Annotated in this window: 11 protein-coding genes and 1 pseudogene; 7 read left to right on the forward strand and 5 right to left on the reverse strand. The window is 70.2% G+C overall.

Annotated elements, in window-relative coordinates; translation table 11 throughout:
* The first annotated feature begins 62 nt into the window (after positions 1-62).
* Positions 63-1076 (forward strand): YeiH family protein, encoded by a 1014-nt coding sequence (locus LY41_RS11195; protein WP_372493191.1) that lies wholly within the window; start codon positions 63-65, stop codon positions 1074-1076.
* 18 nt (positions 1077-1094) lie between these two features.
* Here LY41_RS11195 and LY41_RS11200 read toward each other — a convergent pair whose 3' ends face one another.
* Genes LY41_RS11200 through LY41_RS11215 form a run of 4 tightly spaced genes read right to left on the reverse strand, consistent with a single transcriptional unit; the run spans position 1095 to position 5414 of the window.
* A complete protein-coding gene (locus tag LY41_RS11200; protein WP_253863805.1) occupies positions 1095-2174 on the reverse strand; it encodes a GNAT family N-acetyltransferase in 1080 nt (359 codons plus the stop codon).
* The gene (locus LY41_RS11205) at positions 2171-3214 is read right to left on the reverse strand and encodes a GNAT family N-acetyltransferase (RefSeq protein ID WP_253863806.1); all 1044 of its coding nucleotides are present in this window, start codon (positions 3212-3214) and stop codon (positions 2171-2173) included. The genes LY41_RS11200 and LY41_RS11205 overlap by 4 nt, the downstream gene beginning before the upstream one ends.
* Positions 3211-4356 carry a hypothetical protein gene (locus LY41_RS11210; RefSeq protein ID WP_253863807.1) on the reverse strand — a complete coding sequence of 382 codons (1146 nt, stop codon included), beginning with the start codon at positions 4354-4356 and terminating at the stop codon, positions 3211-3213. Before LY41_RS11210 ends, LY41_RS11205 begins: the two co-directional genes overlap by 4 nt.
* Positions 4353-5414 (reverse strand): GNAT family N-acetyltransferase, encoded by a 1062-nt coding sequence (locus LY41_RS11215; RefSeq protein WP_253863808.1) that lies wholly within the window; start codon positions 5412-5414, stop codon positions 4353-4355. Before LY41_RS11215 ends, LY41_RS11210 begins: the two co-directional genes overlap by 4 nt.
* A 317-nt stretch (positions 5415-5731) precedes the next feature.
* Here LY41_RS11215 and LY41_RS11220 point away from each other — a divergent pair.
* A pseudogene (locus LY41_RS11220) lies at positions 5732-6082 on the forward strand (RNA-guided endonuclease TnpB family protein); the annotation flags it as partial.
* A 176-nt stretch (positions 6083-6258) separates the two neighbouring features.
* On the opposite strand, the gene LY41_RS11225 reads toward LY41_RS11220, so the two are convergent.
* On the reverse strand, positions 6259-7044 hold the full coding sequence (locus tag LY41_RS11225; RefSeq protein WP_253863809.1) for a hypothetical protein: 786 nt from the start codon (positions 7042-7044) through the stop codon (positions 6259-6261).
* A gap of 321 nt (positions 7045-7365) precedes the next feature.
* Here LY41_RS11225 and LY41_RS11230 point away from each other — a divergent pair, with 321 nt between their 5' ends.
* The 5 genes from LY41_RS11230 to LY41_RS11250 are packed head-to-tail and all read left to right on the forward strand — an operon-like array spanning position 7366 to position 13395.
* Complete coding sequence (locus LY41_RS11230) at positions 7366-8319, forward strand: glycosyltransferase family 2 protein (protein WP_372493229.1); 954 nt, start codon at positions 7366-7368, stop codon at positions 8317-8319.
* The gene (locus tag LY41_RS11235; RefSeq protein ID WP_253863810.1) at positions 8316-9533 is read left to right on the forward strand and encodes an ATP-grasp domain-containing protein; all 1218 of its coding nucleotides are present in this window, start codon (positions 8316-8318) and stop codon (positions 9531-9533) included. The genes LY41_RS11230 and LY41_RS11235 overlap by 4 nt, the downstream gene beginning before the upstream one ends.
* Complete coding sequence (locus LY41_RS11240) at positions 9530-10804, forward strand: hypothetical protein (RefSeq protein WP_253863811.1); 1275 nt, start codon at positions 9530-9532, stop codon at positions 10802-10804. The genes LY41_RS11235 and LY41_RS11240 overlap by 4 nt, the downstream gene beginning before the upstream one ends.
* Before the next feature lie 42 nt (positions 10805-10846).
* Positions 10847-12664 carry a carbamoyltransferase family protein gene (locus tag LY41_RS11245; protein WP_253863812.1) on the forward strand — a complete coding sequence of 606 codons (1818 nt, stop codon included), beginning with the start codon at positions 10847-10849 and terminating at the stop codon, positions 12662-12664.
* Complete coding sequence (locus LY41_RS11250; protein WP_372493192.1) at positions 12661-13395, forward strand: hypothetical protein; 735 nt, start codon at positions 12661-12663, stop codon at positions 13393-13395. Before LY41_RS11245 ends, LY41_RS11250 begins: the two co-directional genes overlap by 4 nt.
* Positions 13396-13412 lie beyond the last annotated feature (17 nt).

Genomic DNA, 13412 nt, shown 5'->3' on the forward strand with positions numbered 1-13412 from the left:
GTTATGACGTGCGAACGAGTTGACGGTACCGCCACCGGAGGGCGCGGCCCGACGATCGAGGTGTGATCAAGCACCACGCCTCCCTCGCGGGCCCGTCCCGGAAGACGGAGCTGTTGCCCGGCGTCGCCGCGGCCGCGGTGGGTACGGCGGCAGCCTTCGCCGTGTCGCTGCTGTGGTCCGCGCTCGGAGCGCTGACGGTTGCGGTGGTGCTCGGTGTCGCGACGGGCAGGTGGATCCCCGGACGGTGCCGAGCGGGATTGTCGTGGGTGACCGCACGGTGCCTGCGTCTCGGTGTCGTGCTGCTGGGCCTGCAGCTCGGTGTCGGTGACGTCCTGGCTCTCGGCCCGGGCGTCGTGGCCGCCGTCGTGGTGACCGTCGTGGCAGCCTTCTTCGGAACACTGGGTCTCGGCCGCCTGCTCGGTGTCTCCCCTGGACTTCGGCTCCTGGTCGCGACCGGGTTCTCGATCTGCGGAGCCTCCGCGATCGCGGCGATGGACAGCGTCACCGACAACGACAGGGAGGACGTGGCCACCGGCGTGGCTCTCGTGACGCTCTACGGCAGCGGAGCCATCGCCGTGGTTCCGCTGCTGGGCGGGTGGCTCGGCATGGAACCGGAGCAACTCGGAGCGTGGGCAGGCGTGTCGGTCCACGAGGTGGCGCAGGTGGTGGCGGCGGCATCGCCGGCGGGCGCCGCCGCAGTGGCCGTGGCCGTGGTCGTGAAGCTCAGCCGCGTTGTCCTGCTCGCGCCGATGGTCGCGGGCGTCGGCATGGTGAACAGGCACCGCACGGCCGGGACCGGCGCCGGAGCACGTCCTCCGCTGCTCCCGCTGTTCGTGGTGGGTTTCCTGGCGATGATGGCGGTGCGGAGCACCGGTGTCGTGCCGCCCGCGGTGCTCTCGGTGGCGGAGGTGACCTCGACGTTGCTGTTCGCCGCCGCACTGTTCGGCCTCGGAACCGGCGTCGATCCGGGAGCGCTGGTGCGGACGGGGCGACGAGGCGTGATCCTGGGTGCGCTGTCGACACTCCTCGTCGCCGCAGGCGGGTGTGCGGCATTGGCGGTGGCGGGTGCGGTCTGACGTGCCGGTCGCGTGCTGTCACCGCAGTGGGACGAGTGCTGCGTTCTGGGGCATCGTCCGGGCGCCGAACGTGTGCTTGAGATCGGTCATCTTCTTGCCGAGCACGACGCCCTTCTTGCCTGACGCGAGTGCGTACCGCACCGACTGGGTGTACATGTCGAAGTACACGTTCCGCCTGCCACCGCGATGGAGCGGCAACATCGACCACGATCGCATCACCGGCCACTGTGGATGGTCGAGGATCAGCGCGAGCGCCCGCAGCGCACCGGAGGCCGGGTCGACATAGCGCACGCCGTGCACGTCCGGCCGGCCCAGCAGGTTCTCGAGGTAGCGGGTGAACATCGGCAGGGGCACGATCGGCACGTCGTGATGCTTCTCGGCGTTGTGACGCAGCAGCGCCGCGACCTCGCCGGGGTCGGCGTCGGCCATCGGGCCGATCCTCACCTCGAGGCGGGGGTCGTCCTCGATGGCCGTTGCGATCTGGTTGAGGCTCCGTTTGCGGCTCTTGCGCAGCCCGGACATCCAGTGCTGCACGGACTCGAACGGTGCGGTGTCGAGCACGTTGACCGGTTCGGTGGGCCGCACGACGCGCAGCCGTGTGTTCATGGCTGCCGCGTCGGTGTCGCCGAGCTGCCGCGCCAGCAGCAGGCGCGCCCCGCTGCCCAGGGCGTCGCGCATGGCCGGTGCGTAGTCGGTGAGCAGCCGCTGGACCGTGCCGTCGGCGAACCACCAGCCCGGTGCGGATGCGTTGTTCGGCGCCCGGACGTCGAGTCCGCCGAACCGGCCACCGCGCATCGTGTGCGCGAAGCGGTGACGCCGGGTGGGAGGCCCGACCCATGCGGCCCACACCACACCGCACGGACCGTCGTCGCCATGGAACACCGTGACGTACTGAGGTGTTCTGGCCGCCCATGCCTGGGCGGTGAGGACGTCCCAGCTCCAGTCGGCGTGCAGTCCCGCAGTGATACGGAGCCCTGGCCAGTAGCCGGGTTCGGGGTCGAACCGCGGGTCCAGTACCTCGTAGTCGGTGATCGGTCTCGACCCCGCCCGCGTGGGAGCCGTAGCGCGGGCGCCGCCTCCCGTCGCCGCCCGGATCATCGGCACACCGGCCGCGGGGCGACGACCGACTGCAGCGGCCGGGGCGCGAACCCGAGCGAGCCCTTGACGTCCTGCATTCCGCGGCCGGACGAGATCGAAGGCCTGCCGTTGTCGATCATGAAGCCGACCACCCTGGCGTAGGCGTCGAAGTACAGGTGCCGTTTTCCTCCCCGGTCGGGGGGAACGGCTGCCCAGTGCTGGTGCAGCGGTGTCACCGCGTGGTCGAGCACGTTGGTGAACGCGAGCAGCCTCCCGGACGAGGCGTCCCGGTACGTCAGGGTGGCCACGTCGGGTCTGCGTACCAGGGCGTGCAGATACTCGGCGGTGACGGCTCCGCGGAGGTCCAGTGGAACGCGGCCGAACTTCGCCCGGTGTGCATGCAGCAGCGTGGCGAGCTCGGCTCCCTCGAGATCGTCCCTGGACCGTCCACATCGGATTGTCAGCGACGGGTCGGCGGCGATCTTCCGCCGTTGCCCGCGGATGCTGTGCCGCCTGCTCCGCGCCAGCGACGAGACCCACCCGTCGACGTCGGTGAACCCGTTCTCCAGCAACGTCGTGGGCACGGCGTCGCGCACCGCCCGGCCCCTGCCGGTGACGGCCGGCAGCTCGTCGTCACGGACGTAGCGGTGGACGACACCGCCGCAGCCGGGGCCGATGAACGACACGAGAGCACGTTCGGCGGAGCGCATGAGCTGCCGCTGCGCGGTCGGGTCGAGCCCCGGTGCGAAGACGCGGCCGGAGGTGCCGGGCATCCACGGCTGGTGCACCTCGGCGAGCCGGGGTGTGAACCGTGCGGCTCCACCGACGGGCCTGCGGCGGTGCAGGTCTCCCGGACGGGCGACGGTGACCGACAGCGCGGCGACCGGCGTGCCGCGATCACGTGCGACGACCAGCAGGTTCGGGCACCGCGACGAATTCGTCTCGAGGCGGAGCATGTCGTAGTCCCACGGTGCGGGCAGTTGCCGGGCCGCGGCGAACTCGGCCCAGTCGGCGGGTTCCGGATCGGTGCGAGGATCCAGGACGTCGATGTGCACTGTCATGTCACGCTCCCGGCGCGATTCCGGTGGATGTGCCCTGTCGTGTCGCGCGGTGTCTCCCGGTGTACCGCCTGCGGACCACGCCGGTCACCGAGGAGTGGCCGCGGTGCCGCAACGGTGTGCAGCTGCCGGGTGTCACGGAAACCGAGGGCCGCCTTCTCGTCCAGCATCGCCCTGCCCGCGGTCAGCTCGGTGCTGCCGAGGTCGATCGCCTGTGCCACGGCCTGGGCGTACGCGTGCCGGTGGAGCCCCGGCCTGCCGCCGTCCACACGGGACACGGCTGCCCAGTGGTGGAATGCGGCCGTACCGCGGTCGGTGATCATGGTGCTGAAGCCGAGCAGGCGGCCCGTCGGGGTGCGGTACGTGCGGGTGAGCACGTTCGGCCTGCGCAGCAGCGCGTCGAGATAGGCAGGTGACACGGGGCTGCGGGTGTCCAGGTGCAGCCCGGCGAACCGCGAACGCTGACCGCCCGCCCAGGCCCGGGCGTCCTGACGTGCCCGGTGTGCGTTGAGGAGTGCGGCGAGTTCGCTGGCATCCAGGTCGTCGCGGCCTGCGCCGACGTCGGTACGCACCTCCGGGTCGGCGTCGATCGCGTCGACGGTGGCGCGGACGTCGGTGCCGAGGCCCGCACGCCACTCGTCGACCGTGGCCGGTGGGTGCAGGACCGCCGCCGGATCGATCACGCGATGCGGCCGCTGTGGTCCGGACATCGCGTCCGCGAGGTCGTCGGTCATGGCCCGGTACAGCACGCCGAGCAGGCCCGGGCCGACGCGGTGCACCAGCGACCGCTCGAACTCCCTGATCGCGCCCCGGACGTCGACGCCGGAGTGGAACGCGGCGGCGGGATACCCGCTGTGCAACGGCAGGTAGACCTCTGCCCAGCGCGGCCGCAGCCGGGCCGGTCGCCGGGTGGCGGCGGGGCCGAAGCGACCGGTGCTCCAACTGCGGCACACCATGGCCTGCAGGCCCCCGACCACCCGCCCGTGCTCACGCACCACAGCCAGCAGCGGCGGGTTGCGCGCCGTCCACGCTTCGAGCCGGATCAGCGGGTGGCGCCAGACGGGATGCAGGCGCCGGTCGTTGACGAAATCCGCCCAGCCTGTCGGTTCCGGGTCCACCCGCGGATCGATGATCTCGACGTTCACCGGCCCATCACCGGCCTCGGCGCGATGACGCCGTACACGTCCCTCGGTGTGAACCCCAGGGACGTCTTGACGTCGAGTTTGCCCCGGCCCGCGGAGATCCGCGGTCTGCGGTGCGCGACGCACCAGCGCACGGCACGCATGTAGGCGTCGAAGTACAGGCCCTGCCTGCCACCGTCGTCCGGGGCGAGCGCCGCCCAGTGTTGTTTGACGACGACGTCGCGGTGGTCGAGCAGCGTGTTGAGGGCGAGCAGCCTGCCGTCGGTGTCGTGATAGGTGAGTGTGTGCACATCGGGCCTGCGCACGAACGCCTCCAGATACGGTGCCGCGATGGGTGAGCGCGTGTCGCCGGTCTGCGCGGGAAACCGGGCCCGGTGCTCGTTGAGCAGATCCGCCATGGCCTCCGGGTCGGCGTCGGCCCGCCCGGGTCCTCCGCGGATCCGGAGTGACGGGTCGGCGTCGGTCCGGCGGTGTTGCCTGCGCAGGTTCGCGCGCCGGCTCTTGCTCAGCGACGCGAGCCACTCGTCGGTGTCGGCGAACGTGTTGTCCAGCACCGCGGCCGAATCGGTGCGCCTGCGGACACGGCCCCGTCCGGAGAGAACGGGAAGCAGGTCGGGTCCGACGCCGCGGTAGAACACGCCTGCCAGGCCGGGTCCGAGGCGGCGTGCCAGCGTGCTCTCCGCCGCGCGCACCGCGACGCGGAGCCGGTGGCCGGACACCGTGGGCCGCCGGACGATGCCGGGCAGGCCGCTGAGCCACGGTTGGCTCACCTCCACCCACATCGGACCGCGTCGCGTGCGGCGCGGGGCGTAGCGGGGTAGGCGCGCCGGTCGGCAGACCAGTGCCGACAGCGCCGCCACGATGCCGTCGGCGTCGTGCACGGTGACCAGCAGCGGCGGATTGCGCGCCAGCCACCCCTCGATGCGCAGCAGCCGCGGGTCCCACACTGCGTGCGGGCGTGTGAGCTCGGCGAACTCGGCCCAGCCGTCGGGCGCCGGATCGACGCGCGGGTCGCAGATCCGGGCATCGGTGACGGTCGTACGTGTGATGCGAACCGTCATGTGTGCTCCAGTCGGCGGAAACCTCGCCCGTTGGGGCCGAGAGGAACCGATCCCTGAACTACGTGCAGACGTCGGCGACGCTCACCGGGTGGAAGAAGACCGACGAACTCGCCTTCCTCAGCGAGGTGTCCAGCGTGCCGTTGCAGCAGACGTTGCGGCATCTGCAGGGCGCGTTCACGAACTTCTTCGGTAAGCGGGCGCGGTATCCGCGGTTCAAGTCGAGGAAGAAGTCTCGCTCGTTGCTGGTCGAGACCGCCGTCGAGCACTACGCACCCACGACGCACGTCGTCGGTGTCGACGCTGGTATCGATGCGTTGGTGACGCTCTCGACTGGGGAGATCACCGACCGCAGGCGGGATTATCCGCACAAACCGAGTACTCGGCTCGTTCGTGAGAACCAAACGATCGTGCTCGAGGATCTGCACGTGTCCGGCATGGTGCGCAACCATGCGCTGGCGCGTTCCATCTCCGACGCCTCGTGGTCGGAGCTGCGTTCGATGCTGGAGTACAAGGCCGACCGGTACGGCCGCGAGGTGGTCACGGTTGACCGCTGGTCGCCCTCCAGTAAGGCGTGCTCGTCCTGCGGCAGGCTCGCCGAGTCGATGCCGCTGAACGTGCGCACGTGGACATGCTCCGGTTGCGGAGCGTCCCACGACCGGGACGTGAACGCCGCCAAGAACAGTCCGCCCGCCGGGCGGGCGGTTGCAGCCTGTGGAGACGGAGTGAGACCGACCCGACGCCAGTCGGCGAGGCATCTGTCGAAACCTCCCTTCGGGGTGAAGAAGCAGGAACTATCCGGCGTGAGCTGGATGGGAATCTCGGTCCTTGAAGGACCGAGAGGACGTCAAGTTTGGATCACGGGCGATGCGTGTTGCGGGCACGCATGCACCTCGCCCGGCACTCCGCCGCCGACGAGCACGTCGACCAGCCGGGGTGAGGTGCGTTCGAGGACGGTGAACGCGAGGCCGCCCGTCGTTTCGCGAACGTGGACGCGGCGCCGGTCGACGTGCCATCGGCCGCAGTCGCGGAGGACGCCGAGGTAACCGAGCAGCGGATCGTGGAGCAGGCCGAACGGCCCGCCGGTGAGGCGGTCGATGCGATGGTGCGGGACGCGGTCGGGCGGCGGCAACTCGGCAGGCAGTGCCGAGGACAGTGCGTCGAGGTTCTTGTCCTCGCCGACGGCCAGGACCCGCTCGCCCCGGCGCAGCGTGTCGACGATCTCTCTGAGGACGGGTTCGTCGCCCGCGGATGCGGCGGCATCCGGGTGCAGGACGCAGCCGCGGGAACCGCGTGGCAGCCCGGTGGGCGGTCGGGTGACCTCGGCGTCGACCACCACGACCAGGCGATGGGAGGGGCGCTGCGTGGCGCGGGTGAGCAGGAAGGCGAGTCCGCGAGCCGGGTCCGGCTCGGTCGATCCGCCCGCGAGGGGTGCGGTGTCGACCAGCCGGCGGCGCACCTCGTCGGCGGGCAGCGCACCGCCGTTGCTCCCGGTCTTACCCGGAACGAGTACCGGGTCGGTCCGGCCGTGCAGTGCCCAGGTCTCGCGATACAGCGGCACCGTGGCGAATGCCGAGGAGACGGCGCGCAGATAGGCGGCCCGCCACAACCGGTAGGCCAGCGAATTCCACATGGCTGGACAGTGTGCCATCGGAACGCACGAATTCGTATCGCTCATTGTGTGATTGGGCCGAAAGGTCGCGGGTCTCCCCGTTTCGGACTCGGCTGAACGGCTCAATCCGAACTCCTGTCCTTGCTGTCGCCGTGTCGTCGGACAAAACTCTCGAACCGTTCCTGCTGGGGGTAGAGCCTGCTGACGATGTAGAAACGCGAGGGCATTCATGCCACATTCGCCGAGATGGATTTGCATACGGGAATCCACCCCATGGATGGTGCGTGAGCTGTGACGGAGTCGAGTGATGACCGTACGAGGATAACGAACATCACGGTCGTGGTGCCGTGTTATAACGAAGTGGCCAATGTCTCGGCATCCTATGCGGAAATTGTCGAGGAGTTCAGCGACGTCGACCTCGAAATCATATACGTCGACGACGGGAGCTCCGACGGGACGCTCGATATCATTCGCGATCTCGCGGAACAAGATCCGCGTGTGGATTTCATGTCCTTCACGCGGAACTTCGGCTTCGAGGCAGCCTTCTCGGCCGGGTATCGCTATGCCGCTGCGCCGTGGGTACTGCATGTCGATGCCGACCAGCAGTTCCCGGCCGCCGAGGCGCGCGTGCTGATCGGCGAGGCGGAACGGGGCTACGACGCCGTCTTCGGGGTCCGGACCAACCGGCAGGACCCGATGCTGCGGCGGTGGGGGACCGCGGTGTTCCACCATCTCGCGCAACGAGTCCTGAAGGTGGAGATTCCGCGAGGTGCGACCGCGTTCCGGCTGGTGCGCACGGACCTCGCACGCCGGGTCGTCGATCTCGAGCTCGGCACCCCGTACTTCATGGCGACCGTGCCGCGGCTGACCGGCCGGTACACCACCGCCCTCGTCGGCCACCGTGCGCGGGCACGCGGCGAGTCCAAGGTGGGGTTCCGCTTCCTGGCCTCGCACGCGGTGGAACTGTTCGTCGGATTCACGCGCCGTCTGCCGGGCGTCGCCGCGGGTCTCGCGCTCGGGACCGCGGCGCTGTGCGGCTTGCTGGCCGTGGCAGCCGCGTCCGGGCTGATCGGCGGTGCTGCGGTGTCGGCCGCGCTGTTCGTGGTCCTCGCCGTGCTCACCGCGGTACTGGCGGTGGGTGTTCGCTACCTCGTCAGCGTCGGATCCGGGCAGCCGCGGCCGCGCCAGTTCTATATCCGCGAGACGTCGCTGCGCGACCGGGTCGATCCGGCCGACCTTCTCCTCGACGAGTGGCCGACGGCGCCGCAACCGCGGCGGGCGGAGGTGGCGTCGTGACGACACTGGTGGTGCTGGGTGGCGCCGACGGTTCGGTCGGCGTGTACCAGCGGGCGAGGGAACTGGGCTACCGGACGATCTGTGTCGACATCCGGCCGAGCGCGCCCGGCGTGCTGTACGCGGACGAGTTCGTTCAGCTGAGCGTACGTGCTCCGGAGCTGATCGCGAGCACGCTCGCGGGGCGCGACGACATCGTCGGGGTGCTGTGCCCGGCCAGCGACGTCGGACTGCCCGCGCTCGCGTGGCTCACCCGGCATTGGAACCTGCCCGCGCCGCTGCCCGACCTGGCGATGCGCGCCTCGGTCGACAAATCGGTGTTCCGGGAGCTGTGTGCCGAGCTGGACCTGCCCGGCTATCGCGCGGTCAGCGGTGCCCCGGACGACGACCTCGTCAAGCGCGCCCGCGAGCTGCGATTCCCCGCACTGGTCAAACCGGTCGACTCGTCGGGCAGCCGGGGAGTCGTGGCCTGCTCCGGCCCTGGTGTGCTGCGCTCGGCGTTCGCCGAATCGGTGGCGTTCTCCCCCGAGGGCAAGCTCGTCGTGGAGGAGTATCTGACGGGCATGCACCTCACCGTCGAAGTCCTCGTGCGGCACGGGCGGGTGGCCTTCCACGCCGTCACCGAGCGGACGATCACGCCACCGCCGTACTTCGTCACGACGACCCATCTCGTTCCCGCCGAGCTTCCGTCCGAAGTGGACGACGAGCTGGTGCGGATGCTCGAGCGGATCTGCGAACGGCTCGATTACCCCGACGGGCCGCTGACCCTCGACGCGGTGCTGGGTCGTGACGCCAGGCTGTACCTGGTGGAATTGGGTGCCCGCATGGGTGGCAACGGCCTGGCCGAGCTCATCGAGTCGTGCTACGGCGTGGACATCATGGCGGCGACCATGGCCACGGCCGTGGGGGAGGAGCCGGTGCTCGCTCCCCGGGAGCCGGTGCCCACGATGGTGCAGGTCTTCGGTGCCGACCGGGCGGGCAGGCTCGCCGAGATCTGCGGCCTCGGCGAGGTCCGCGCACATCCCTCGGTGGTCGACGTGCAGATGTTCGCCGAGGAAGGGACCTTCGTCCGCGCCTACGAACAGGCCGGCTACAAGCTCGGCTACGCCGTCCTCAGAGCAGCCACCACGGACGAACTGCGAGCCTCGGCCGAGGCGGTGCGCGGCGCACTGAAGTTCCGGCTCGACGACGTGGCTCAGGCGGTGCCGGGGCCGTGACGGGCACGGCGGTGAGCACGGCGCCCCGCCGGCTGATGATCCTCCGGCTTCTCCTCGGCCGCGGCTCGTTCCGGATCAGCCTTCAGCTGATGCAGGTCGTGCTGGCCGTCGCGTGGGGCACGGTGGCCTACGGCCCGTTCGCCAACGCCCTCGGCGCCTGCGGGTGGCTGGTGTTCCTGCCCAACGCCGCGGAGAAGAGCGTGCTGAAGCTGGCTCCGCGGGTGCGGGTGACGCGGGCGACCGTGACCGCGCTGGCGGTGCGGTTCGCCATCGCCCCGGTTCTCGTGTTCGCGGCGGCGCTGCTCGTGACCCTCGCGGTGGCACCGGAGTCGGCGCTGCTGCCGTACCTGGCCGCAGCCTGCTGGCACACGTGCTCCGGGATGCTGATGACGGTGTCGGGCCTGCACCGGCTCCGCGGCAGGGCATCGCTCGACGCGTGGGCGTTCACGGCGGGTGCGGTGCTCGTGCTCGGCGTGACACTGGCGACGTGGCTGGCCGACTGGTCACCGCGCACCGTGCTGCTGGTCCTGCCCGCCGGGCTGGCTCTCGTCGCGCTGGCGGCCGTCGGTGCGCTGCCCCGAGACTGGCTGCGGCCCGAACCGTTGCGGCGACGGCGGCTCGTGCTCGCCTACGGGCGCACCACGTGGCTGCTCGGCGTGCCGGAACTGCTCGATGCGCTGACCGTGGCCGTGGTGTTCTTCGTGTTCGCCGGCGTGGGGCGGGTGTCGGACAGTGGGCCGTTCTACCTGGCGATGTTGGCCGCCGGCGCGTTCTCCTCGATCGTGCGGTATCAGCTCCGGATCCACCAGCCGGGGGTGTCACTCCGGCAGCGGGGCAGTGGTGCGGGGCAGGCGCGCGCGAAGGCCATGGCGGTGCTGCGGGCCGCGGTCGTGGGCGGGATGGCGTTCGCCGTGCTGTTCGGCACCGCTCTGCTGGTGCCACCGGTCCGTGATGCGCTGCTGGCCGATACGGGGATCGCCATGTGGGCGGCGCTCGGCGCGCTGACCGTCGTCGAGATCGTCGTCGCGATCGCCGTGATGTACGGGATCTTCCTGATCGAGAACACCGGAAGCCCCTTGTTGGGCGCGAGCTTCCGGGGAGCGCTGTGCCGACTCGCCGTGACGACGGTGTGCGCCCTGTTCCTGGTGCCGCCGCTCGGCGCCGCGGGCGGGTTCGCCGCGGTCGTGCTCGCGTTGTCGGCCGAGGCGGCAGCGCTGCACCACATGGTGCGCAGACATCATTCCGGACCGCTCACCGGACGGCCCGCGTGAGTCCGGCCTGTCATCCACCACGTAACACCACGGAGCGAGAGCATGTACGTACTCGGCATCAGTAGGGTTCACGACTCGGCGGCGGCGCTGGTCCGTGACGGCACGATCGTCGCGTTCGCCGAGGAGGAACGGTTCACCCGCGTCAAACACGACGGGCGCCTGCCTGCGAACGCGATCCGGTTCTGCCTCGACCAGGCGGGCATCACGCTCTCCGAGGTCGACCACGTGGCCTACTACTGGCAGCGGTGGCAGGAGGCGATCCACGCGGCCAAGGTGTTCGCACGGTACTTCCCGGGCACGCTGGACGTCTTCCGCAACCCGGACGGCACCGGCGGCGGCCGCGCCGCCGGACTGCTGAAGACGTTCCGCAGCGGTGGGGGCAAGGGCGTCGACGACTACCACGTCGGCGGCGCCGTGCTCGCACACATCAAACGCACCTACACCCTCGAGCGTGACGTCAAGGAGGCCGTCGGTCACTCGGGTCCGGTGAACTTCAAGGTGCACCTGGTCGACCACCACCGCGCCCACGCGGGCAGCGCCTACTACATCTCCCCGTGGGACGAGTCGGCGGTGCTGACGCTCGACGGTATCGGCAGCGACGGGGCGTCCACCCTGCTGGCACACGGCAAGGGCGACACCATCACCGAACTGCGCCGGATCAAGTTCCCCCATTCGCTCGGCGCGATGTATGCGGCGGTCACCGGGTACCTCGGCTTCTACCCGACGCGGGACGAAGGCAAGATCATGGGACTGGCCCCGCTGGGACGCGACACCTATGTCGAGGCGATGCGTGAGCTGGTGCACCTCCATCCGGACGGCGGGTTCGAACTCGACCTGAGCTGGTTCGAGCACCACCGCACCGGCAAGCACGTGATGTCGCAGAAGTTCCACGACCTGTTCGGACCGGCCCGCCCGAAGACCCGGGTGACGGCCGAGAACCCGGTGCCGCAGCACTACTGCGACATCGCCTACGCGCTCCAGGTGGTGCTCGAGGAGGCCGGTCTGCACCTGGCTCGCTGGCTGCAGGCCGAAACCGGGTCGACGAGGCTGAGCGTGGCCGGCGGCGTGGCGCTCAACAGCGTGATGAACGGGCGGATCCTGTTGGAGACACCGTTCGAGGACTTCTTCGCCCAGCCGGCCGCGGCCGACGACGGCTGCGCGGTCGGTGCGGCCCTGGACGTCAGCGTCGGTACCTATCACCGTCCGCGCGCGAGCACCGGTTTCACCTTCACCGGCCCGGAATACACCGAGACCGAGATGGAACTCGCACTCAAGGACGCCGGACTGGACTACGAGCGTCCCGACGACATCGCCGCGCACGCGGCCGGTCGGATCGCCGACGGGGTGATCGCAGGCTGGTTCCAGGGCCGGATGGAGTGCGGACCGCGTGCGCTCGGGAACCGTTCGCTCGTGGCCGACCCGCGTGACCCGGAGTCGAAGACGCGGATGAACGAGAAGGTCAAGCACCGGGAGGCGTTCCGGCCGTTCGCGCCGTCCTGTCTCGCCGAGCGCGCAGGGGAGTTCTTCGCCAGTGGTTATCCGTCGCCGGTGATGCTGCTGGTGTTCGACGTGCTCGAGCACCAGCGTGAAGTGGTGCCGGCGATCACCCACGTCGACGGGACCGCCCGGGTGCAGACGGTGTCCGAGGAGGACAATCCCCTCTACTACCGGATGATCCAGCACTTCGAACGGTTGACCGGCATCCCGATGGTCGTCAACACCTCGTTCAACGACAACGAGGAACCGATCGTCATGAGCCCGGCCGACGCGGTCGCGTGCTACCTGAAGACCGACGTGGACGCGCTCGCGCTCGGCCCGTTCTGGGTGGAGAAGCCGCGCATGGAGGATGACGAGGCATGACCGCGACGATGCCGGGAGCAGATGCCGCCGCCGGAGGCCCCGGCGGCGACCACGGTAGGGGCTGGGTCGCCGCGCTGTATCGCGCGCGCGGCTGGCTGTGGGTGGTGCCCGCGGTGCCCGCGGCGGTACTGGCGCTGTTGATCATGGTGGTGCTGCCGCCCGACCAGACGCTCGACAACGTGGCCGAATGGGCGTTCAAACTGAGCCCGTTCGCGTTCGCCGTGGTGGCCGTGGCGTTGTTGCCGACGTGGCGCGCGGCGCCGGGGCTGCTGCTGCTCGGCGTGATCGGCTACATGGGCTACATCGACACCGAGATGGTCATGCGCATCCAGGAGTTCGGGCGCACGGCCGACCAGGACGGCTCGTTCGAACCGGTGTACCAGTTCGAGCTGTTCATCACCACGTTCATCGTGCTGCTCATGTTGCTGGCCTACCGGCTGGGCGGGGCCCGGACCGCGAACGTGCTCAAGACGGGCGTGGCGGCGATCCTGGTCGTCGTGTCGGGCTTGAACGACCTGACGTTCTGGGCGCTCAACGAGGTGTGGGCTGCGGGCTCGCGCCCCTCGGAGCTGCCGTGGGCCTCGCACATCGTCGTGTTCACGGGTGTGCCGAGCGTGGCGACCGCGGTGGTGTTCATGGTCACCCACGTCGTGCTGGCCGCCGTGATCATCGCGCTGCCGGTCGGCCGATGGGTGGACCGGGCGCTGGGTATCGAGCCCGCACGCCGCTGATCCCGCCGTCGACGCGG

The organism is Prauserella halophila, from assembly GCF_024171895.1.
Lineage (GTDB): Bacteria > Actinomycetota > Actinomycetes > Mycobacteriales > Pseudonocardiaceae > Prauserella > Prauserella halophila.

Coding starts and splice junctions, on each gene's coding strand:
- LY41_RS11200 (WP_253863805.1), bottom strand. CDS start 2,174: ATGATCCGGGCGGCGACGGGAGGCGGCGCCCGCGCTACGGCTCCCACG.
- LY41_RS11205 (WP_253863806.1), bottom strand. CDS start 3,214: ATGACAGTGCACATCGACGTCCTGGATCCTCGCACCGATCCGGAACCC.
- LY41_RS11215 (WP_253863808.1), bottom strand. CDS start 5,414: ATGACGGTTCGCATCACACGTACGACCGTCACCGATGCCCGGATCTGC.
- LY41_RS11225 (WP_253863809.1), bottom strand. CDS start 7,044: ATGTGGAATTCGCTGGCCTACCGGTTGTGGCGGGCCGCCTATCTGCGC.
- LY41_RS11245 (WP_253863812.1), top strand. CDS start 10,847: ATGTACGTACTCGGCATCAGTAGGGTTCACGACTCGGCGGCGGCGCTG.
- LY41_RS11250 (WP_372493192.1), top strand. CDS start 12,661: ATGACCGCGACGATGCCGGGAGCAGATGCCGCCGCCGGAGGCCCCGGC.